The sequence below is a fragment of the [Phormidium] sp. LEGE 05292 genome (assembly GCF_015207735.1).
Classification (GTDB): domain Bacteria; phylum Cyanobacteriota; class Cyanobacteriia; order Cyanobacteriales; family Aerosakkonemataceae; genus Floridanema.
This window is the reverse complement of sequence record NZ_JADEWG010000018.1, coordinates 1-24,742: the sequence shown is the minus strand read 5'-3', so window position 1 is coordinate 24,742 and position 24,742 is coordinate 1. Positions and strand designations below refer to the sequence as shown.

5 protein-coding genes are annotated in these 24,742 nt (G+C 42.0%); 1 reads left to right on the top strand and 4 read right to left on the bottom strand.

The genetic code is table 11. The annotated features are described in order from the left end of the window. Window positions 1-28: 28 nt before the first annotated feature. Genes IQ264_RS07575 through IQ264_RS07565 form a run of 3 tightly spaced genes read right to left on the bottom strand, consistent with a single transcriptional unit; the run spans window position 29 to window position 21,649 of the window. Window positions 29-8,893, bottom strand: a complete 8,865-nt coding sequence (locus IQ264_RS07575) for a hypothetical protein (RefSeq protein ID WP_193980155.1) — start codon at window positions 8,891-8,893, stop codon at window positions 29-31. Continuing rightward, window positions 8,890-19,125, bottom strand: a complete 10,236-nt coding sequence (locus tag IQ264_RS07570; protein ID WP_193980154.1) for a hypothetical protein — start codon at window positions 19,123-19,125, stop codon at window positions 8,890-8,892. The genes IQ264_RS07575 and IQ264_RS07570 overlap by 4 nt, the downstream gene beginning before the upstream one ends. Window positions 19,126-19,138: 13 nt before the next feature. After that, window positions 19,139-21,649: a hypothetical protein gene (locus IQ264_RS07565; protein WP_193980153.1), complete on the bottom strand. Its 2,511-nt coding sequence runs from the start codon at window positions 21,647-21,649 to the stop codon at window positions 19,139-19,141. Between the two features lie 800 nt (window positions 21,650-22,449). Here IQ264_RS07565 and IQ264_RS07560 point away from each other — a divergent pair. Next, complete coding sequence (locus IQ264_RS07560; protein WP_193980152.1) at window positions 22,450-24,648, top strand: hypothetical protein; 2,199 nt, start codon at window positions 22,450-22,452, stop codon at window positions 24,646-24,648. On the opposite strand, the gene IQ264_RS07555 is transcribed toward IQ264_RS07560, so the two are convergent. Next, window positions 24,629-24,742 (bottom strand): transposase, encoded by a 114-nt coding sequence (locus tag IQ264_RS07555; RefSeq protein WP_413470325.1) that lies wholly within the window; start codon window positions 24,740-24,742, stop codon window positions 24,629-24,631. The two genes, IQ264_RS07560 and IQ264_RS07555, sit on opposite strands and share 20 nt — an antisense overlap.

Sequence of the window (24,742 nt, the reverse complement as noted above, 5' to 3'; positions counted from 1 at the left end):
GCGTATCTACTATTTTCTGGGCAACTACTCAATTCTTGAATTTTGGGAAATGAGTTGAGCCAGTTTGAGTAAATTTCTGAATTTGATAGATAGGCAATACTTTCGTCAACCATTGCCGTTCCGCTTTTGTCGTTTCTCCTTCTGTTACCTCTCCATTTTGCTGACTCAACTGAACCCTCATGGAATCTTGCCAATGAAACACTGCACGCCGTCGCACGACTTCAGTTCGTAAATCTTCTGCACAAACTAACTCAATTCGATTAGGTTCAGGACTCCAAGCAAAACGAACACATTCAACTTGAGAATTTTCTCTGGTTGAATAACCTCGAAGCAAGGCATAAGCGGCTTGTGGAACGGGATTGACTGGTATTTCTACAATATTGACTTTATGTTTAAGGAGGTATTCTTGATTAAGAATTTCTTCTATAGTTAATCTTAATTCCAAGTTTTCACCAGGAGCTAATCCTATTTTTTGACCGCGTTGTAGTTGCTGCAATGATAGTTGGTGTAGTTGACCAGGCGAGAATTCAATTGACTCTTTTAACCCGTTCTCATTATAGATTTGCAAGCGAGTCTCAGCGCTATTATTAGAAATTGCGTAAAACTCTAATTTTGCTTTCGTATTCTGGAACTTTTGTTTATTATCCCAATCATATCGCAGAGCAATAAGACTATCAAAATTGTAGTCTCGGCGGTCAGTTGCCAGCGTAATTGTATGTATCTCTGGTTTTTCGTTTTCGTCTCTTTTAATTGTAACTGTGCGGTTAGTTCGTGCTGAGGGTGAAGACAACAAACGGTTATATTCTGGATCTTCAAAGTGGATGAAATATGGTTCGACAGCATAAGGTAAAGCTGTTTTACCTGCAATCCGTAGAGGAAATGAAAGTATCTGCTCAAAACTATCTTCTGATTTATGGCGAATCCGAATCTGAGCAGTCACCAGAGACCCCGCTTTCTGGGTTAACAGTGATTTTAGAGTTAAATCCATTTGTTCGTTTAATGGTTTAAAATGATAAGTTCGATGGCGATAATGATAAACATTTAGTTCTTGCGAATCTTGCCCATCGATTTGTGCTTTGAGAGTCCTTTTTAAAATTACATATTCTTGCTTATTATCAGTTATGCGCCATAATCGATCGCTTTGTTTGACTAAAACAGTAGCATTAGCAAGGATTATTCCCTGAGTCTCAAACTGTTTTATTAACTCATCTTCAACTATAAGTGAATTTAAACTCTCTGCGAATTTCTGTAGCTGTGCTTTTTGAGCTTCATCAGTGCTGTCAGCTTTAATACTAAATATTGGTTCGATAGTGTATTCAATTGGTTGCTCAGTTGTTGTAATGCTAAGTTTAATTGTCCAATCTTCTATCACAAAATCTTCAGGTTTTGTCTCGATTTCAAACACTAAAATTCCATCCCAATTATATAGAATTGCACCATACTCTGGGGCTTTTAATTGCATCCGCAAGCGCCTTGCAACTTGTTTTGGTTTTTCCGGTTCTTGTGGCAGGAATTCAGCGAAGAAAGCTTCATCGGCTGGAGTATTTGTGGCTAGAACATTTAGGTTGGGTTCAAAATAACTTGCCCAAGTCTGTAATTCTTTGCCATTGGTATTTTGATTTTCAGGTAGTGGCACGGGACGAGGCATCCGATGTTGGACGGGGATACTTCCTGAAACCATCACTGCGTGAGAATTGGTTTGAGAATAGCTTTGGCGCAGAAGTTGATTGCGAATAGCTAGCATCGTGCCTGGTCTGTTACCTAACATTAAATAGTAAACATTTCCAGGTAAGACAGGTTGCCCTTGTTTAAATGGATTGATCGATGCTAAATCAAATGATGTTTTTTCTTCAATTTCATCAATGGTAGGTAAAAGCGGATCGGGGAGGGCGGGAAGTAAACTTTTGATAGCAGGCGCACGAAACATCGGCGGTAGTCCAGCTGTTGCCTGCTGTAAGTTTTTAGGACTATTGGCAGCAGAACGAAATTGAACAAAATGCTGAAAAGCTTGCCACCAAAGGGTGAATTCAGACTTTGAAATGATGGGCTTTCCAGCGATCGCCTGCCGTTTCTCGGTATACTGTACGCTCAGGCACAATCCACTCATGCCCCAAGCCCAATGTCGTTTTTCCCCTAATTTAGAGTTGGGGAGTAAATAGAGTGGCTGAACGCTAGTTGTTTGCGGCGACGCGAGTTCAAACGAGCGCAAATTTACAGGAATCGGATTGAGATTAAACTGAGCTTCTCGGAAACGCAACCACCGAACAGGCGATCGCATCGGAAAAACTCGCTTCACAGGCAGAATAGGTGTAATACTAGGAGCGATCGCAAACGAATAAGTTGTAGATAAAGCAGGGGCAGTGCTATCCTGGACGACTAAAGAAGAACCTGCTGCCAAAAAACCTTCGTTAATCTCACGAAATCGTAGAATTGCCACAGGTGAATCTGGAGCCAGTAGTGCATGAGTTTGTTCAGCCCAAGAATTGCTTAACTCACGAATTTCTTCTCTACCCTGATAAACCAGGAGTTTGAACTGTTTGCTTGCCAATTCATCTACTTTTTGGATCGAATATGTCCGTCGTAAAGGTGAGTTAATTGTTATCTTCCAATGACTTACAGGCTGAGGTTCAAGAGGCTCAATTGTTGCATTTCTCATATCTACTGGGTTAACTGTAAGTGCTGCTTTAAATGCCTTTGCCAGTTCATCTGAAACCGTAGGTTTATCGAGTTCTGGACGCAATGTTACATCAAGTTCAAACTTTTGCAATTCCCAAGTGTGACTGGCAACAGGTTTGAGAGTTTGAGTCGCTTTATCTAGACAAAGCAGTTCTGCTAAAGTGAGTCGCAATTCAGTATCCTGAGCGACAGAACTAAACCCTAAACCTAAGTAAGGACTAATAGCCAAACTAAGGGGAACGGGATTATTTTTGATCGAGGTAGAGAGCAAAGTTGCTGCGGGATAACGATTTGTCTGTTGGGAAGTAGTAGTTGGCTGTTGGGAACTGGTAGTATCCTTCTTAGGAAAATTACAATTATCGATAATTTGCAAACCTGTTGTAACAGTCCAACCGTTACCTTGATTGAGCAGCAAAACCTTGGGTTGCGGGACTATTTGTGATGTGGCTGGAATTGCAGATGAAGAAGAATTACTTTGCGGAGGATAGAATAATCGCACAGCATCAAAAGCTCGATTCAATGCAGTGGAACGACTGAGACGAGCGGGTGTATCTGGTAGTGCAGCAGTTACGCTTTGAAGCGTTGACGATCGATCTGTTGGTAGCAGTTCACGAGGAGGATTTTGGAAGCGGAACCAACTTTCTTCTACAGAGAGCGGATCGAGGCGAGACCAAGTGCGCCCAATGGTTGTTTCAAACCCAGATATCCCAACTTCCAGAGGTTTAAAGTCTGCCCAATGACATAATGCTAAGACGATATCAGAAATGGGCGCATTACGTTGGTTTTTCTGCCTGTATTGTAATAATTGAATGGGATCGAGCTGTAGAGCGCTCAAATTTTCTAAATTGAGCGAAGCATCTAAGCGATCGCGCACTTGAGCCTGCAAACGCCCTAGAAATGGCATGATTAGAAGCAACCATTTTGGCTCGGTTGGAGCGGAAGGTGCGTAATCGCGAAGATTACTGAGGATGGCTTGCTGCGTTCCATTGGGTAGGAATTGCAGGGAGGTAAAATTAGAAACTGTTGAGGCTTGTTGTTTGATCCAATGGGGAGCGCTGGCTTCTACCAGGAGGGTATCAGCCGAAAGTTTCGCCAAATCTGGGTTAGCGCCTGTGGCAAGGAGCGATCGCAATCTCACACTTAAGTAACCATGAGTTGCATCTTGTAAATCGGCAATGACACCTGTTGGACTTAGGGTTTTAGCACCGCTTAAACTTTCTAAAAACTTACGGAAGAAGTTGGGTGAAAACAGACGCACTTCTTGCACCACAGTCCAACGGCGATCGTTCTCTAGTGCAGCTGTACTCCATTCATCAGTTTCTCGGTTGAGCAGAGGTTTAACATTAATTAACTGATGTTCAACCACTGCTAAAAATTTCCAAGACTCAGTAGTTTTAAGATTAAACAACAGAAATTCACCATTCCCTGCTCCGAGTAAATTTGAGGGAATTTGGTGTTGGTTAAACAAAATCCGCATCGTATGTCGGATATGGTTTAAATCAGGTGATAAACCATCTTTTGGCCGAGCCGCTGGGTAAGTCAGCGAAGTTTTGTTGTCGCTTACCTTCATTTCGGTTGACCATGAGATGAGGTTTTTAATTTCCACAAATCCATTTAACAACAAAGACTCTTGCCAAACTTGCTTGAGTTCTCCCGTATACCCAAAAATCACATCACCCGCAGAGGAACTAAATAATTGGTTCGACTCAATGAACTCAGGAGTTAAATCCGATTGAATAAAGTCCCCCCACTGGCAAAAGAGCAGTGCTTCCACCGCAACCGTTTGCACTTTAATAGTATGTAACTTAGCTGTGCCAAAGGGGGCGCTGTCACTTTCTAAAGATTCTGTTTCCTGTTGAATGGTAAAAGTTAGGGTGGCATATCCCGGCGCTTGTCCTGATTTTAGTACCATTCCCGGCAACAAATATCGCGGTGACGAACTTTGTTCATCTGCTTGAGATTTCAACTGATACTGTTCCCAGCGAAACTGTAAACTGTTATCCCTAGCAACAATTGCATCTAGATTGCTGGATGTGAGAATTTCTAAATCATCAAATAGCGTGGCATTTTCCCAAACAATACGAGGGTAAGAATCTTGCAGAAGAGCGAATTTTATATCGGCTTTAAAGCTATATGTTGAGCGAATAGAAGTCGATGAAAGCTCTTGATAACGCTGTCCTAATTGAACTGCGATCGTTACCGATACTTCATGTTTTGGCTGTGCGATATCCCTCAAGTCGAGACTTAAATCAACTACTTTTAAAAAAAGCGTTCCCGCTGCTGTTAACTCCGAATTAAGCAGAGTGTTAAAGTTTGACAAGGGAACAGAAATTATCTGAGCAGTTTCCCCAAAGGAAAGAGTGATATTTTCTTCCCCTTGACGTAATGGTATAGACCAAATTGTATTAAATAGAGAAAATTTCAGCGTTGCTTCTGATATATTAATCGTTTTATTTGTTTTGTTTAGTTCAATGTGCTGCCATTCTAAACAAGGAACTTCACCAGTCTCTTCTTTGATTGATTTGATTGAGGTAAGATACCATTTACCTTTTGGTTTTTCAGGGGATACCACAGGGGCTTCTGTTGGTTCTTGATTTCCAGCAAGTAATGGTTCTAAACTAATTTCAGCTAGTTCTAATTGGTTAGAAGTTTCATTTGGTAAAGAGAATTTGAGACGAACTACAGTATTAAGATTTTCTATTTCGCTAGGGTTGGTTATAGGTAATTGCAATCTACCGATGATTTCAATTTGAGTAATGCGATCGCCATTTTTGACACCGTACTCTAGCGTTAACGGGTAAAAATGGAGGTTGAATAATTCCAGAGGCAAGCTTGATTTGTCATTGGCGGCTAGTCGCCATTCATAACCAGCAAGATAGTTGCGATCGCGAGAAAGCGCTTCCGGATCGTTGATGTCTTCTGCAAACGGGGACAAGTTTTTTTGGCGCTCGAAAACTCCCTCTTGGAAAGGTATATCTCGAAACCAAATTTGCCAATTTCGTCCCTCATGCACCTGTAAATCAACTGGAACTAAGCTTGTGGTAAGTTCGTAGGTTTTGGTGATGACAGGTTGTTCGGACGTTCCTGCATCAGCTACCTGAACAGGAGTGGAAATAAATAAAGCTGTTGCCTGACTTACCGCACGGGAAAGTCCTCGTTGATCGCGTAAATCGCTATTAGACAATTGATAAGTTTCCATACTGCCAGCTGTAATGGTGTAAGGAACCTTACCGTTCTGGCTACCGTCTTTAATTAGCTTAAGCGTGCCATTAGATTCGACAAAATGACCGGAAATTCCCTCTAAAAGCCGATCCGTTTGGATAGTTAAATTATTATCGTCGTCTGCATTAGTTAACTCAAATTTTCCCGGATAGCTATCAAGTTGGAATTGAGGCGGCTTGATATTCCAACTGAAGGGTTCAATTAAGTGCTGAATCGATATCCGATCTGCTTGACTGACAAAGGCATCAACCGCATCTGCACTTGCTAAGTTAGCGCGATCACTCAAACTTTGCCAATGATCTGCTAAACTTTCACGAGTAAGAGGTTTGGGTGGTTCCGGCGGTGGCGAATCTGGTAATGGAGAGACAACTTCAGGATTTTTAGGTACTTTCGGAAGTTGAGCAAAAGCATTCAGTTCATCCGTATAAGGTAAATCGAAGCGATATTGCCGATTCAGTTTAGTCTCTGCATCAATATCTGCTTTGGTAATGTTGGGATTTGGATCTAAAATCAATCCCGGAACTGAAAGTGAAACCATTGGCAAATCGAACAGGGAACGCCACTCACGCGCTGGTGCAAGTTCTTGGTTGAGGACAGATGCCCAATTCCTTGCTCCTTTGATAAGATTGCGATCGCTTCCTTCCGACAATCCCACACCAAATCGCCAAGCGTTAGGTAAATGAGTTTCTGCTTGAATATTCAACTCAAAAGGCATTAGTTGGCGACTAGCATTAGGAAAATTAGCTGGCGTTTTACTTTGAGTTAATGGCAATGCTTGAATCATCGGCAAAGTCGAATGTCGTCGCCAAACGAGTGCCAAATGATCGCTAAAAGTATTCGGTGGTAATACGCCACGTTGTACAGCACGATAGAATTGTTGAGAGTCTACTTCATATTGAAATGACCATTCTCCTAACACAGGAATGCTTTCAGAAGCAGAGGCTAGTTTCCGATAAAATCGTAGGTTTTTAAATGCGATCGCTACCAATGGTGGAAAGGTATCTTGCGCTCCTAAAACTGTTTGTAAAGGAATAGATTCTACACCAGAAATCCAGTTATTCAGATCGGGCAAAGCATCTTCTGCTTTTGGTTTGCCTGTACTCAGCCAGAACAATCCATCTAAAATTATCTCTGGTGTTTTTAAAGTTAATTCTATCTTCTTTAATTGGTAATCATCGTATTCTGATACTGCTTCTTTCTCTTGGCGGTGCAATGTCCAAGTTCCAGACAAACTCTCTGCATCCAACAAACTGAAACTCCAAGGATGTTCATCAGAACTTTCTGGTTGTGGAATTTCAACATTACGATTACCAAACTCTACTGCTCCTTGAAATAGGGGCGATCGCAGTTGTGTCTGCGATGCAGTTGGATCGGTAACATTTGCCAGTTGAGCATCAAGATAAATTTGTTCTGTAATGTTGGGAACTGGAAGTTGCGCCCATCCTTCTGCTAATGGCATAAATCCCCATAGCACTGCTGGATTAATAGCATTAGGTTGACGAGAAATCAGCAGCACCTTTTTTTCTAGTTGGATTGTTTCAGGTTCCAATTTGATAAAATAACTCGTAATCTTATCTTCAAATTGCATTGTTGTGGCTTGAAAAAGCCACCATTTTCCTTGCTGAATAGTGACTATTTTAGAATCAAGCTTTGGTTGAATTCCTGATTTTTCTAACAACTGTTTGAAATTTTCTGGCAAAATTTCTGAATCCAAAGAATTCAGTTCTGCTTGGCTCAGTTCAAATCTGAATAACGTTGAATTATAAAACCATTCAGGGATTAGTAAATCTTGATTGTTGCGAAGAAAGCTGGGTGTTTGTGTTGGGTGAAAAGCTAATTTAAAATCATCAACTGTAAAAGATTCGTTCCAATCAGGTTGCTCTGCCTGAAATTCAGCATTATAGGTAAGTGTTCCTTGCTCAATTACAGGATCGTTTTGCTGCATCCCAATCCGAACAATTAACTGATTTTCTTGGGAAGTAATACTTTTGATTTCTAGTGCTGTTCTTGCTAGTGAAGTTGGAGGATTTTTAGGATTATAAGGATTTTGATCTGCGATCGAAAGGCGAACAGCATCTGAGGGAAATTGGAGAGGGAGGGGTTGTGCTTCAGTGCGATCGCTCCAATCAAAAACTCGCCAATACAGCGAGGGGACAACTGAAGAGTTCGATACCTCAATAGTCACCCAACTGGGAGCAGCACTAGCCTTGAACTCGTTGAAAGTATAGCTGGGATTGATGAAGTAACTAAATTGTTGCCAAGCTTTAATCCATTCGTTTTCTTCGGCGGGTGTGAGTCGTTCTGTTTCCAGACTCAAACGCAACTGAGGGGTAGATTTTAATGGTAGTTCGATCGCCAACTGAAAAGGAGCCGCCAACCGAGGCTGTTCTTGTCTGTGCGATGTTAACCAAGGAAGTCTCGCTTTGCCATAAATTGTCAAACCGCTAGAATGAACTGAAAGCTCGGCAACTAATCCAGCATTTCCAGAGCGTTCGTTCGGCTTAAATTCCGTAGGTTTTAAGTCTAACACATTGTAAAGACGAGCCTGGGCATCCTGCTGCGATCGCAATGGCGTTAAACTAATCTCACCTGCAATACAAGTAAACTGCGGAGGCTTACTTCTAGTCCATTCCGAAGCCTCTCCGACCAACAATAGTAAAGCTAACTCACCCGATCGCACCTTTGCTTGAATCTCAGCTAGGTTCGGTTTTTTAGGAGCTTGTTGATTCCCAGGTCGTTGCCACAGATAGCTAGTTCCTGAAACTGGCTTAATTTCTACAGTTTTAATGAAACAAAGCGCAATTATCGTACCGGGTAAATACAGCATTCCCGGTGCAACCGCCCCATTGTCCACCAGTTGCACAAACAAGCTACGGAGTGCCCACTGATCGTCCTTGCTGCCCTCTTCAGGGCCTTCCAGCCAAATAGTCTCTGCCTCAGCAGTCCAGAAAGGCCCCTTGAGTTTAAGATTGGGTAAATCAGAAATGATAGTCATTGGGCATCTCCTCCTAGTTGTGTGAGTTCAAATGCTTTGAGTGAGCTAGGTTCTGCACTGCCTCGACGGGTTCTAATTAGCAGTTCTCGACCGCGCATATCTGAATTTTCTCGATCCAGTGTTGCTTTAACTTTAAGGATGTAATCTTCTTGGGGAATTTTAGGAGGGCTAATGTAATTTCCAGACTCCATAAGTTGTACTTTGATTCGTTGCCCTAGTTGGCGTACAGCATAATTGTGGAGAGTGCGATCAAAGAAAATTTCTGCTTGAACTTCAATATTACTGCTGAACCATTCCACAATCTGATACACCACTTCGAGATCTGGAAGAGAGGAGAGTTTGAATCTTGCCTCTGTGCCATCCAGTCCAATTGGGCTATTATTAGATTCTCGATCGGGGCGATTTTCCGGTCGTTCCATTAACCAGCGAATTTGAGCTTCTTTCGGCAAACTATCCCATAAATTCCGCAGTCGAATTTGAATATTGCAAGATTTCTCTGTCTCTCCTGCTTTAAATTCAAACTCAGTTCTCTCAACGCCCTTTGGCTCAGGACATCGATACTCAAAATCTCGTTGTATAGTTGCATTAATTGGTGAAACCGTACTTGTACTTTGGGCAACTAACAACAAACAATGCTCGTAGTAGAAAGGTAGTGCTTCCCATTGCACAACCATTGCTCCTTGTTGAAAATCACCAATTCGATTCGGTAAATCTAGGCTCAGATTTCCCGGCTCATCTTTCGTTTCTGCATCTCGGACAATTTCACTAGGAATATCAGGAATTTGTGCGTTGGTTGGCAGAGTAAACGAGGTTGGCATTTGTGGAACTGCTTTCTTTAGTTGCTCAAACCAATCGGGATATGCAAAGCGTCTTAGCAATGTAAAGGCGATTTGCCGGAAACCAAGTTGTCGCGCTAGAGTTTGATTTCGCTCAATTAAAGTTTGTTCGGGATGTTGAGCGATGATAACTTCCCAGATTTTTCCAGGAATAGCAGGGACAACATTTGGTGATGAACCTGATAAAGCAGGAACGGGAACTTCATCTAAGCGACGCGAGGCAAGTACTAAAGGTTTGGCAACAGGTTGAGTTCGATTGAGAACAATGTCAAGTCCTCCAGCTTGCGGATCTATTTCTACCGGAATTGGCTTTTGTTCTATTGTCTGGTTTGGCAATTTGGGGAACAAAGATTCGCGCAGACTTTGCAACAGCAGGTCATATCGTCCGTAGGGTTTGATGTAGTAGCGGTAGTTATGCGCCCATCGATCTTCAATCAGTCGATCGTAGGTGAGACGACCTAATTTATCTGGTGTGGCATAAGCGGGTGAACCCGATCGAGGATAGGCAGTCACAAGCCAAGGCCCAATTGCGGCTTTGCCTATTCCATCAATCACTTCCATGTCGCCACTATGGTCAAAAAAGCGCTGCGACCAAGTGAGGAAATCCGCTATCTGTTCATTCATCTTTGTATCCACGATTTGTGGATCTTTGTCGTTGCGGCTGTTGAGCGATTTCGTGTATTTCTGAAACTGTTCCCATTGTTGTAGATAGTTTGCATCAGTAGTGAAAATTTTTCCCAAGCTGTCGGACGACGTTGAAAAATATGTAGAAAGTTCGTTAGTTGCAGAAAAGATGTAGGGAACTTCAAATTTGAATTCAGCAATACTTTTATCTTTTTCTGATAATAATGTTGCCAAGATATTATTTAATGTTTGGGATAGTTGTTGTCGCTCTTCTGGCTTTAGGTTTTCTTGTTGAATCTCCAAAACAATCTGTTTTGTATTAGATGGCTCTGCTTCGTAGCTGTATATTTTCTTTAAATCTTCTGACGATTGAGGAAACTCTTCTTGTAAAAGAATGCCAATTTTAGGGAGGTCTTTGCTGCGTAACAAGATTGTTGTTTGCCCATTTAGCGGTAGCTTAATTCTGCGTCTAATTGGTTCAGTGCTAGGTTTAATTGCTTCAGTGCTAGGTTTTAGTTCTACCTGTCCGCTAGCTGGTTCGGATTGGTCAATTAAGCTACATGGCTCAGATTTCAAGTTTAATATGAGGTCTATACTTGCTCCAGGCGAGCCTATGATACTAAATCGACTATATTGCAAAACTTGTTTCGGAACAGGTCTGAGACTGATTTGAACGATCGCTAACAGTGCATCAACAGAAGGAGTTTCTTCCTTCAAACTTGTTCTGCGTCCTGGTTGGAATAGTAGCTCTATATGGAAATGTTGGTAGAAATCTTTGAGTTTGCGCTCAGACTGTCCAAGATTTAACGTTTCCTCTGAGGATGTCTGTAAGATTTGATTGAGTTCTGCTAAAAGTTGAGAACTAGGCACTAATTCACCAGGTAAGCGATCGCTCCGTTTCTCATCCGGCAAATCATAACGCAAACAGAAAGTAGCAGACAATCCAAAGCGTTGCAAAATTCCCCACCCATAAGGATCGGATTTTGTAGGTGTAGAATTCAAAAATTCAGCGAAGTCAGAAGGTTGAATCGGTGGACTGGTTTGCAGATCTACAATATACTTTTCATCCAAAATATCAATAATTTTTTGCAAGCAAGGATGCAAAGCACTAGGCCGTCCTGAATCAGGAATTAACCATTCAGGCCACTCCAACAAAGACTCTCGCCAAGAGTACCAAGGAGCCGGAAGCTTGCTATCAGAGCCTTCTGGACGTTTGGCTTGATGGCGTAACATGGTACTGGGATACCAAGCTTCCCATTGATTTGTTGTTAGCGTATCGCTAGGAGTTAGATTTGTATCTTCTCCCGGAATTAACTGGATTTCTTGAATTTTTCGCAATGCTTTGGCAAGTTTTTCTGGATTCTCAAATGTCGATCGCGGATAGGCATCAATATCCAATTGAAAAATTTCATAGCCAGCATTCAATTCAAGTGGATAATTAAGCAAATGACTTGGGCCTTGATTCCAACGCAGACGAATACACCGAATATCTGCCGGATGCGGTTGATAAACGATATTGTCGAGCGTGCCATCAAACTTAGGCACACGAGAAATATCACCAGAATCATTTAATTTTGGCATCGGGAAATGGGCAATTCGAGTTGCATCAACTCGTGCAGTGTCTTTGCTTTCTCCCCTTTCATCACATAGATCTTCAGGTGGCAAAATTGAGAATTTCAAAGGTTTCGGTAGCCATTCTAAACTTGCGGGTCGCCGTTCTTCTTTTAGATTGTCATCGGACTCTGTTGCTTGAATTCGCAACAACAAGCGAACTGGAGCAAGTGCGGAAAGTACACCATTTGATGATGATATTACCTGATTTTGATTGTTATTTGGAATCGGGCTAGCTGCTTCTGTTTGCAAGAAAACTCGCCAAGATTCCGATCGCCATTCTCTGTTGGGAAAGATACCAGCCTGTTTGAGGTCATTCAAGGAAATCTTTACTCTACGTCCAGGTTTGCGGGTGTCTGATTCCGAACGAAGTTCGATTTGGTCGCGTTCTATGGAAATGGTAATATCGGTTGGTAATCTTCTGGCATTACTTGTTGGTAGTAGTTTAATTCGAGACTCTTGAGTAACCTGATCGAGTCCGTAACTCCCGATTGGTAAAGTGCTGTCTCGACGGAAAATTAACCAATATCGGGCAACTGGTACTTGTGGGCCTTGCTGGACGGGTTTTGGTTCTGTCCATTCTAGGTATAACGGAGTATCTGGGTCGGTTGATAATTGGGGTTCTAAAACAGTCGGTAAACCACGTCCGGCGGCTTCAGCAGTTGATAATGTGGTGCGATCGAAAAGGTAATGTACAATCAACTCGGCATCTGTGGGAACTTGCGGTGGTTCGTTGGGATAACGAGTAGCAAACAGTACCAGGGGTTCTCGACTGGGATTACCTGCGAAATCGATCGGTGTAATTTCATAGCGATACCGTCGTCCGGTTACAGGTAAAGCAGCTTGGTCTTCTAAAGTTTCTTGATTAAAGTGATCGACAATTTGAAATCTTGGTTTCAAAGACTTTAACTGTCCGGCTTCTCGGTGCAGTACTTCACAAGGTTTGACGGTGTAAGCGATTTCGCGATCGCCACTGCGATCGGAAATATCCAGCACTGTGCGTCTAACACGATAGTGCATCAAGTGATGGTTCGGATCGGACTGGCTTTGCATTTCGGGAATAGAGGTGAAATTTTCCCACACCAAATCCCAGGTGATAGCGATCGTATTAGCATCAGTAAAATGTTGAACTCGCTTGAATTGCGGAGGCTTTTGTTTGAAGTTTATATCGCTGGTATTAAAAGTACGAACTATTACCTCTTTGCTTTCATCTGGCTGTAATTGCTCTGCGCTACTTCTTTGTTGCAATTTTGGATTCACAGCATTGTTTCTATTTAACCAATCAGCGGGAGTATTACCATTTTCAGCTAGTTTGCACTGGAACTGGAATACCAAACCCATTTGGAATGCGATCGCCTTTTGTTCTAACTCCTTAATATCTTCGTCAATCGCTAATATTTCTGCTTGCTGTTTGGCTTCTGCACGCCGTTCCACTAACTCCACATACGTCCGAAAATCCGCAATCAAATCTTGAATAATCATGCTGCGAAATTGCAGTGCTTGTTGGTTTGCTTGCACTTCTTCACTTTGCTCATTAAGCAAACTTCCAGATGAACTATAAATAGTAGTCTCACTGTCGAAGGCTTTTCCTAAAATCTGGTCATATTCAGACTTCGGATCTCGTTTGAAAAATGGCGATCCTTGGAATTGTTCGACTGCACCTCGAACTGCGGCTTCGTAAGCATTATCGGATGGATTGTAAACTCGTCCATCTTCTAAGCTGGTCTTAGCAGGTAACGGTTCTGGATCGATTAGTTTCTCCTGCTTGTTTTCACCAATTTCCTTCTTAAATGCGTAACTCAGGTAATCTCCCAGGTATACTGTTTCTGGGTTTTGATTTGTTTCTTGATAGGTTTTACTATTCTGATTGAGTTCATATACATCTCCTTCACCAATTTTATTTCCCCAATTAGCTTTCCAAGAGAATTGCGTTTGCCCGGTCAAAGATACCCATCCTCCTTGTTGGTTTTGTTCTGTAGAATAGGGCTGAAATTGCATTAAACCATCAATTGCTGTGGGTAAAGTCAGGGTAAAATCGTTTTCTACTTCAATGCGATCGCCATTTAATTCCTCTTGTTCTGGATCTGGATTTGGATTGATTAGGGCTGGGGGAACTGGTAAAAAGCCCCTCTCATGACTACTATTTTTGGCATCATTTGGCTCTGGTTCACCTTTGGGAATTAACAAAAAGTAGCCTTTTTGTAACTCCGGTTTACTAATGACAAAAGCTAAGTAATTCGGTACTTTAAGTTCTTCTACGTTTTCTGTTATAGTAGATTCTTTAGGTTTGGGATCGGTGGGAAAAGAAATTTCATCGATCGGTTTGGGATCTGTGGGATTTTCTGGTGCAGGTTGTGTAGTAGAAATTTCAGTTGTAGAGCCATCCCCGTCAGCAGGAAGAATGTCAGTATCTCCAGTTGAACTAGCGGCGAGAGGCATGACAGGTGTAACAGGATTTCGAGCGCTAGAACGGAGCGATCGCTCAGCAACAGATCCTTCACCTGCTAAACCCGGTACAGGTTCCACATCAGTAGCTTCCAGACCCATTTGAAGATATTTCTTGGTACGATTTAACGCATTTTCAACATTATCTTCTTTAAAGCCAAATTTGACGTTGAGTTGGATACTATGCCCCATTGCGGAGAAGGAAAGAGTTCCCGATCCTCGCAAACCTGCTTTATCGGGATAAAGACCATTTAAGCCAAGCTCTAAGCCTCCTGTAAAACCAATTTTGGCAGTGAGGCTGTAGGATTTTTTGATTGTTTTCCGGAATCGCAAAATGCGAATTCTCAACTTAATCCAAAACTCAACTTTGAGACGAATTTGTAATTCTAATCCAATCGCAGCATAGAAAGCAGAATTCTCTTTAGGTTTGGCGAAATCAATTACACCGATGAAACGCCCACCGTAGGCAACATCAATGGCTGCCTCGACACGAGCGCCAACAATGCCCAACTCGGCTTCTGCCTTCAACCGCAAACTGGCACGAGCGAGAAGGCTAATGCCAATTACCATCTCTTTTTTAGAAACACGGAAAATGAACCCACCACGATATTCTACTTTTAACGGCCCAAAAGAATCTGACCAGCGGAGCATATTGGGCCAACCGAGTTCGTAATGAACTAGACCGGGTTCCACCAACAAAGTGGCTGAAAATTGACTATTTTTAATAGCGGATTCGATGAATTCTGGGAGAGGAGGATTTGCACCTGTAAAGCCTTCTGGGTTAGAAGATAGTTGGGCGAGGAAACGTTTTTGTCGGGGAGAAAGTAGAGCAAATCCGCTAAATAATGGCTTACTGTGAATGTTTTTATTGTTGTAGTAATAATCATAGTTTGTGTTTAACCAACCACGCACTGCCATGAAGAAAGTTAAGTCACTGCGAAAGGCTATTACTGCATCGAAAAGATAAACGCAAGCAAGTTCCTTTTCTTTTTGTGCATTGTATTCTAGGGGACTGGTAGCAGCAGATAGTTGAGCAATTAGAGCGCGTAGGACTATTGTCCAACGAGGACTTTCGCCACTCTCTTCTAAATCTACTGCCCAGCGATCCCGTTTTGATAAATCTCCCTGAGTGCGAGATAAAGCTCTCAATTCACCGATAAGTTTACGCAAATCTTTTGTTCGATCGGCTGCTTTAATACTTGCGATCGTGAAGCGATAACCAAATCCTAAACCCACCTCACGCAAGTACATTTCCACTACAGGAATATGGAAGCTCACCTTTTGTACTTCTAGATAAATGAACCAAGCGCGTAACCAAGGGGAAAACTCATCTTTGCGAACTCGCAAGAAAGAAAAGCTAGCTGCTATGGGAGGTAATCCTTGGATTTCCAATCTTCCCTCTCCGTCAAAGCCTTTTTCTTGCTCTTTATCTATGAAACTAACTACGCCGTCTAATCGGAATGCCGAACCCATGTTAAGGTTAACCGGTAATTTATCAAAGTAAATTCGCGGTGCGAAATCGCCTGGTTTAGGTAATCCGATTAACAGGGTATGGTATTCAACATCTGAATTGGCACTATCGCCCGGGCCTTGTGCAAATTTAAGCTGTCCTGTTAAGTGCATTGCACCTAAGCCATTAAAAACTTCAGCTTGGGGCAAAAATCCAATTCCCTGCAACTCCATCTCAAAACAACCCAGGAAGTTAAAAGATTTCGGGCTGGGTAGCTCAATTAAAAATTTAATATGTTTACTAATAACTCTAACGTTACCTGTAAGGGGGCATTCTACTAAGTCAATGCGAATCAACTTTAAAAGTGCTAAGGGACTATTAGGATCGTCTCCGGGTAAGGGAGTAAACTGAGCGCTACCTGTGAGTGTGAAGTAGAGATGGAACTTTCCATCGTTAACAAATTTAAGTCCGATCGCATCAATGGAAAACTGAAACCGGGTATCTTTACAGGACAGAAGCTTTGTTCCTTTTAATTGGGCAGTTCCTGCTACCAGGGTGAGAGCGCGATCGCGTTGAGCTAATTGCAGCGCAATATCTGCATTCGCAGTTCCCACAAGGGCTGGTGGCAAAGGGCCAGAACCACAAAGAGTCAAATCTCTAATCTGATTTTCTTTGATTTCAAGTCGGCTATTGCGAAATCTAAATTTGGTTTCTAATCCGTTTAAACTTACGGGTTGTTCTGTAACTTCAGCAATCAAGTTTATCCCTTTTTCCGATAAAACAAAATCACTGACTGTAAAGGTTATTGGTTCCTCACTAATCTGGCGATACTGTACTTCAATTTGTGCTCCTGGTGCTTGTCTAATTTGATAGTTATAGTTTTTGGTAATCAGGGTAAAGAAGTGATATTTATCTTCGTTTTCTAGTTTGACTCCTTGAAACTTCCAAGTGAGTCCTAAATGTTCGGGTGACACATTTGGCTCGTCAGCACCTTTCAATTCTGGTTTGGTGGAGATGAGATAAATTCCTTTTTCATGCTCCACATCTAAAGCAAATGTTTCTAGATTTAACTCAACATTCATTTGAGTTGGGAGTTGGATTGAGCCAATTTTAATGGTGACAGGAAGTTCTAGACTAATCCGCTTTTCAGTAAAAAAGCGCTCCTGATTAATAAGTGTGGGTTTGCCAATAGAAATAAATTGCTCTAAATCCCCTTCCTGTTGCAAGAATGGGAAAGTAAAATTATCAAAATCAAAATTAAAATTAACAACCCAATCTTCTGCTTTGAGTGAGGTTCCACTAATCTCAACAGCACGATGTAACTGCTCGATATTTGCAAAGTCTAGTTCTGCGATCGCTTCATTAAGTTGACTGCTAAAAAACTTGGGAAGTTTCGGACGCTCCAAATTTTGCTCTACATCTAAATCGACTAAAACTATACTGACATTTTTATTAGGCGTGAGCGTTAAATTAAATAATGCTTTAGCGTTCTTGTCATTTTGAAGCTCTCTTTCAGATTCTCGTTCCCAGGCAAAGTTGCTGGATGCTATAAATTTAGCGTTTGCAGGTAAAGTCAAAATCAAAGTAGCATGAGTGAGGGAAAAATCGCCCGCCCCTAAAACTAAGCTGAAAAATCCCCCTTCAGGGACAGTAACCGTAAGCCCAGGAAGAATAAAACTTTGTCCTCCTGCTTTCCAATCTAAACGAATTTCTTGTAATGGCTTACTAAAATTACCAAAGAGAAACCGCACTGTAGGTTGAATATTACTTTGAGGGCTTCGATTGAAAAGGTTGGGAACAATTTGTTTTAGCCAATAGTTAATGTTAGATTCTTGCCATTGAATTGCTAAACAGTGTCGATCGAGATGCACTCGATTAAAATTCAACCGACTAGGGCTACTGGTATCTGTTTCGTAGCGCTCGAAGTAAGATTCATCTGTTTTTAATTCACCATTCTCGAATGTGAGTTGTAAGTTTCCTGCGATCGCATTATCCAATAACTGAGGAACACCTAAGTTGAGTTCCTTAAATAGGAAATAACACTTATCATTGCCAAAGTGTAAAATTCCCTCTTTCCATGCCACAGATAACACTCGATCTAGTACCAGTTTTACAGCATCGATCGCTATTTCTATTCCGTACTTTTGTTGGGTGGAACTGAGATTCGTATCGGCAGTAATTTTTAAAGTTTTCGCGTGAAAATGACTACTGTCTTGGCTCCCCACTAAAATAGCGAGATCTTGCGTTTCTACAAACTTTGTTGCAATCAGTTTCCCTCGCACCTCGTTCACTGTTGTGCCTGGTTGTGCTAACCAAGTTGCCCCCTGCGGACCAATAGCGAATGCACGGACTCCTTCAGTCAGTTCGCAGGTAATTTGCCAGTCTCCCAAAACTTGAGCGGTTTTTAAATCTCCAAACGGCACGACTACCAAGCCTAAGTCGCCTAACTCTTCAGGTGAGAGGGCAAGCGTGGCTCCCCAACTCGTTCTCTCCCGCCCTGATGCGACGCGGAAAGTTAACATACCGCGACCAATTTGGTTGCCAAATTCGCCAAAATCTAATTCATCGTCTTCTTTTAATTTCAAACCGTAGATTGTTTGTATCCCAAATGTTTCTAACAGCCTACCTAATACTGGAAAAAGTTGATTCGCTGCCTGTTCTGCCTGTGCTTGCGTAATCAGATGACCGGAGTCACCAAGATACAAATGTTTAAGTATACCAACAGGATTTTTGAGAAACTCGGTAATAGTTTGAATAAATTCCCGATTGAGAACAGGGCGCGTGTGAGGAAAACGAACAATTGCCCCTGCATCAACAACCGCAGAAAACTTTTGTTGAGGTTGAATTGCGTTTGCTAAAACTGCTAGATAGTATAAAGATGGCTGACGGGTTTCCAGGTAATTAACAATTAAATAATTAAGCAGGTCGTTCCCTAAATCTTCTATTTGAGGAACGGGAAGGTTAAGAAGTTCCTTTAAATTTTGAATCCCTTTAATAATTGAATCAGCATTCTTCAGGTCTTCCAGTAACTTAATTAGGGTTTCTGGAATATTTTCTAAGCTGTTTTCTAGTTTCTGATATGATTTAGCCCATTCATTTAGTTTTTCATTAAACTGATCGGTTGGGAAGTTAGGGATAGCGCCTAAATCCCAACCGATCAACTCAAACAATTTCCGCCGACTCACCGAGCGGGTTGATGCCGCATTGATAGGTTCCAGTAGAAGACTAATTTGTTCCAGAGTAAGTTCATAGAGATGGCTGTCCATGCGATCGTTCTCCTTAAATTACGTCTGGTTTTGGATAATTTTGTTCATCAAATTGCAGCGGCACTTCATACCGAGTTAAGGGAATGGGAACAGGAGGTTGAGTATTGTCTTCCCACTCCTGCGGAAACCACCAAAGCGTATGGATGAGCATCTGTCGGTCATCATTCCACTCAAATGTTACTTCACCGATGTTGTTCAAACCCACAATTTCTTTACCATCCCCCCATTTTTCTGCGTAAAGTTTATGGTTCTCAGCCATCTTCTGATATTCCGACATCGGTTGTTGGCGATCGCCCCCTGGAATGGGTTTTTCTACAGGTTGAGCATCAACTTCATTCCGTTTGAACTTTGACAATATATAGTCAATTCGATAACGCCATTCTGGTTCAAGGGAAGGTTTTAGTTGCAAATTAGTATAATCCTCCCGTTCCTTTACTAAATTTACGATCCCTGGCCGACCGCTAACTAACCAAGGCACAGTTTCAGTTTTATTTTCAAAAGTAACGACCTCTTTGCGACCAATCTCTAAAGTTCCATTAGAGCTTTTCCAGCCCAGAATTTCGGAAGGTTCCGGCAATCTTTCCAACAAAGGTTTATAACCCCAATCATGCAGCCTTCGGGAACCAAATAATCCTCCTGCTTCATTTTTGAGGGCGCTAGAAGTCATTTGAACAATGACTCGCTTTATTTCTTCAGGCTGATTCTCTTCTTCAAATGGTTTCTTACCCCAATATTGGAGGCGAGCAGTAAAACCATAGTGAACATCTCCCGATAAAAAAAGAATGGGATGACTTCTAGCGATCGCTAATTTGGCAAGCAATCGTTCAAAGCTACTTCGCTGAAAAGTCCAGGCTTCAGCATCAAGTTCGTTTCTAATCCACTCAAGACCATTAAATTGTTTTAGTAACCATCCTGTTAATCTATGAGTGCTACTGAGTCTTTCTTGTATTTCTTCGACAAACGGCACTCCAATTACAGGAGAGGCGGAAATTACAAACGTTAGTTTGGTATTATTGCTTGGTGGAAGTGGAATTTGTTGTCGAAAACCAGATTCACTTAAAAGTCCTGCAAAACCGAGATCGTCTTTATCAGTTTGTTTATCTTCTTTAGGATACTCGCGCCATGTTCGGGTATCAAGAACAATAACTTCATGCTGGGTTCCTTGTACTGTATAATGCCAATTCAATGCGCGATGCCAAGGGCGCTCAGGAATAGTTGCTAACCTGGCGCGAAGTTCGAGCGTATCTTGCAAGTCTTTGATAAAGTTATTAGCTTCGTCATCACTATATGGGAGTCCAAGCAAATGCGCGATCGCTTTTTCTGTTTCCTCACTTTGATTAATTGACAAAGCCTGAACGTTTTCCAGCAATTCTTTTCCTAATCCGCTCTCAAATTGCAAAGGCGTATTTCCCCAGGCTTGAAACATTGCATAAGCAAGTAAACCATTTTGAATCACTCGCCTTCCCAAAATTTTGCCGATGACTTGTTTACACCATCTGAGATTCAAGTACCAATCATCTGTAATTTCATGATCGTCACAAATCATGTAAGTTGGTACATTGGCAAGTGCTTTGCGAACCAATGCCAATTGTTGACGAAAGTTTTCTAATTGGGTGACTTCTAGCTCAAATTTTTCTAATGAAGAACGCTTATCTGGTTTCCGATTAAATATGGTTTCATAATCTGGTAGTTCGCTCCAAAGCACTCCAGACCAACAGAAGAGATACATTGCATAAAATTCACCCAATCCAAGGAGATGGCTTTTGGCAACACTACCCGCTGTGAAATTACAATGATTCTCAACAACCTCATTTCGTTCACCGGGCTTCAATTCGGTCAGTTTCTTGCCAATATCAGGCAAAGTTTCTTCGCGGCCTAAGAGAACAGCCGCAGCATCAGTTAACATATGTAGCAAGGTATCGGCTACATCGTCGGCATAAATTTGATCGCCCGTTAGAAATAGTTGATGAGGCCGTTTGTTGGGAGCTATTTTAGAACTGCCGGAGACGACAGACGATTGAATGATAGTATCTAATGTTGCTAGTGCATCCAAACTTTCGCCATGCGGCTTACGGCAGGATGCTTGAAAGATCCGCAAATCATTAAACGATTCTGGAGATAATGAAAAACTAGGAAGTTTAAAATCTTTATAAGTGATTGGAGTTGTTGTTCCGGGTGCGTTTAAAACATTTTTAGAAGCTAAATTTTCGTTATTGTCAAACTCTAAATCATAAAAATAGGTTTGACCGGGTAACAACGCATTTGCTGTCGGTGTGTTGGATGTTGGACGATTTGCTGTTACTGCAACAATGTGTAAATGTTGACCGAGTTGTACGGTTTCGTGGCTACCGATGAGTAAAGCTTGGTTAGGACTAGACGCAGCAAAAATTTTTAATGTAACGCTACGTTTTTCCTTCAATGCGATCCATACAGTGACTGTATTCGGTTCAGTGCGGCGCAGAATTGGGCCTGCCAACACAAGAGGAAGATTATTAATGCGATCGCTTAATGATTGCCAGACCATATGCTTCTTCTCACTCGCTCGACACCAATCCAAGTCATATATGTGACAGTTGTACGGATAATTTTAGTCAGGCACTAATTTTGCATCAGCCTTTTTGCTTTGACCAATAGCTCTGTGGCTGTAAAGCTTATATTTAGTTTGGATGAAATCCAGCATTCTTGAATAAAAAACAAAACCTGATTAGAAGCTATATAAGGGTAAAAACACTATTTTTTTAGTATTTATTTTCGTGCTTCAACTTATAGTTTTGATTATCCTTTATTCAAAAACAACTATAAAGCTTATGTGTAGATTGCACTTAAAAAGTTAATTTGCTTCCAGGCTGCACATCGACTCAGACTAGAAATATGCTCAACTTTTTACAGTTTTAGCCTAAAAAGTGTTGTCGAGACATTTTTTTTTAAAACCTTAACATTTTGTGATTAAAGTTAATGTCAAGCATTGAGAGCGTCCCTCAGCCGATCTTTTATATCTCTCACAAGTGTCTCAAAACCTTGTTGGGCTTGTGAGTTGGTATCTAAAGCAGAATAGCCTTTAGTAATCGTCCCTTGATTTCGGGTGTAAGCAGCAGTGACATCGGATAGTAGCTAAATAAAAATTAATACTGGTGACATTGGGATTGTACTGAGGCTAAATTAATACAAGACTTGACAGTCTTCGATTAATCGCGATTTCTACCTATATAGGGATAGAACGACCTACCGCCGTGGGTGCGCTTTGTCTTCACCACTCGACCAGAGCGACGGGTACTGCGCTACTTTGAGCGATTGAAGCCCTATACTCTGGCGGCAGAATCGCAAATGAATCTGAACGACATCCGCCTGTACATTAAGAATCGGGTGGGTAAGGAAAAGATGCAGGCGCGACTTCAATTAGCTGAGGTTGAACCAGAAACTTTTGTGAATCGCCTGAGTGAACTTTCGACTGGTAACTTTCTGTACACCAAAATTCTGCTCAACGACATCGAAGCTGGACGGCAGAGCCTCGATGATCTGTCTGCATTACCCCGAAGTTTAGATGAAATTTATCACGGCTTCCTTAAGCGCTTCACGGTTCCTGAGTGGGAAGAGCGCTACCAGCCCATCTTAGGAGTATTGGCAGTAGCCCAGGAACCAATTACTGAAGTACAGCTAGCTCACTTTACTGGAATTGGGCAAGGCAAGATTCGACAGCATCTGGGAGTGGTGCGCCAGTTTCTCGATATTAGTGATGATGGGCATGGGCGCGAGACTTTTAGTGTGTTCCACCAATCGCTACGTGATTACTTGCTCAACGAACAGAGGAATATTGACTTTTGGTGTGAGGCAAAAGAGCAACATCAGCGCATTGTAGATTATTACATGGCAGATGACCAATCTTGGCACACTAAACCGACTAGCGATCGCTATCTTTGGCATCATCTTGCTTATCACCTAAATGGGGCTAGCAAAACTTCTCAATTACGTGCATTGCTATTAGACTTTGAATGGCTACAAGCTAAATTATCAAATACCAATATAGAAAAGCTAATAGCAGACTTTGATTTCTGCTCCAGTGATAAAGAATTATTCTTGGTACAAGCAGCTATCAGATTAAGTGCCCACTTTTTAATGGAAGACTCAGATTTGCTAAAAAGTCAGTTATATGGACGACTTATCATTTATAAAACGCCTGGTATTCAGGCATTAATTTCAACAAAATCCAGGTTGGCTTGGTTACAAAATTTAACTCCCAGTTTAACTCTAGCTGGAGGATCATTACTGCGTATTCTTCAAGGGCACAGTCATAGCGTCAATGCTGTGGCAATTACACCAGATGGTCAGCAAGTGGTCTCTGGTTCATCTGACCGAACTTTGCGAGTATGGAACCTGAGCAGTGGGGAGTGTGTACAGGTTCTTCAGGGGCACAGTCATAGCGTCAATGCTGTGGCAATTACACCAGATGGTCAGCAAGTGGTCTCTGGTTCATCTGACCGAACTTTGCGAGTATGGAACCTGGGTAGTGGGGAGTGTGTACAGGTGCTTCAAGGGCACAGTCAGAGTGTCAATGCTGTAGCAATTACACCAGATGGTCAGCGAGTGGTCTCTGGTTCAAATGATATGACTTTGCAGGTATGGAACCTGGGTAGTGGTGAATGTTTACAGGTGTTTCAAGGGCACAGTCAGAGCGTCAATGCTGTGGTAATTACACCAGATGGTCAGCGACTGGTCTCTGGTTCATTTGACCGAACTTTGCGAGTATGGAACCTGGGTAATGGGGAGTGTTTACAGGTGCTTCAAGGGCACAGTCAGAGCGTCAATGCTGTGGCAATTACATCAGATGGTCAGCAAGTGGTCTCTGGTTCATCTGACCGAACTTTGCGAGTATGGAATCTGGATAGTGGAAAGTCCCTCTATACCCTACAGGAGGATTACTTGCCTATTAAGACTATTTGCATTACAGCCACTAGTCACCAACTTATCTCGGGTTCAAACGATCGCACAATAAGGGTATGGAACCTAGGTCGTGGGGAATGTTTACAGGTGTTTCAAGGGCACAGTCAAAGCGTCAATGCTCTGGCAGTTACACCAGATGGTCAGCGACTGGTCTCTGGTTCATTTGACCGAACTTTGCGAGTATGGAACCTGGGTAATGGGCAGTGTTTACAGGTGCTTCAAGGGCACAGTCAGAGCGTCAATGCTGTGGTAGTTACACCAGATGGTCAGCGAGTGGTCTCTGGTTCAGATGATATGACTTTGCAGGTATGGAACCTGGGTAGTGGTGAATGTTTACAGGTGCTTCAAGGACATATAGACGGAATAACTGCTGTGGCAATTACACCAGATAGCCAGCGAGTGGTCTCTGCTGCCAATGACCAGACCATCCGAATATGGGATATAAATTGTGGAGAGTGCCTATATGCTTTAGAAAGCCATGCTTTGTCGGTTAATTCCATTGCTATTACACCAAATGGTCAACAATTAATCTCTGCTTCCTCCGATAATACTGGTTCTTCCGTACTTACTGTGCTAAATTATTAGGGAAGTGCCAGAACAATAAAGCTCTTAATTCAAAATTGCGGAAATTCCTAAAGCCAAATCCACAACGTTTGAGTAATTTCAATTTATTATTAAT

What these genes read in the sequence shown, in the direction of transcription:
- IQ264_RS07570 (WP_193980154.1), bottom strand. Translation starts at nt 19,125, where the DNA reads ATGGACAGCCATCTCTATGAACTTACTCTGGAACAAATTAGTCTTCTA.
- IQ264_RS07565 (WP_193980153.1), bottom strand. Translation starts at nt 21,649, where the DNA reads ATGGTCTGGCAATCATTAAGCGATCGCATTAATAATCTTCCTCTTGTG.
- IQ264_RS07560 (WP_193980152.1), top strand. Translation starts at nt 22,450, where the DNA reads ATGAATCTGAACGACATCCGCCTGTACATTAAGAATCGGGTGGGTAAG.
- IQ264_RS07575 (WP_193980155.1), bottom strand. Translation starts at nt 8,893, where the DNA reads ATGACTATCATTTCTGATTTACCCAATCTTAAACTCAAGGGGCCTTTC.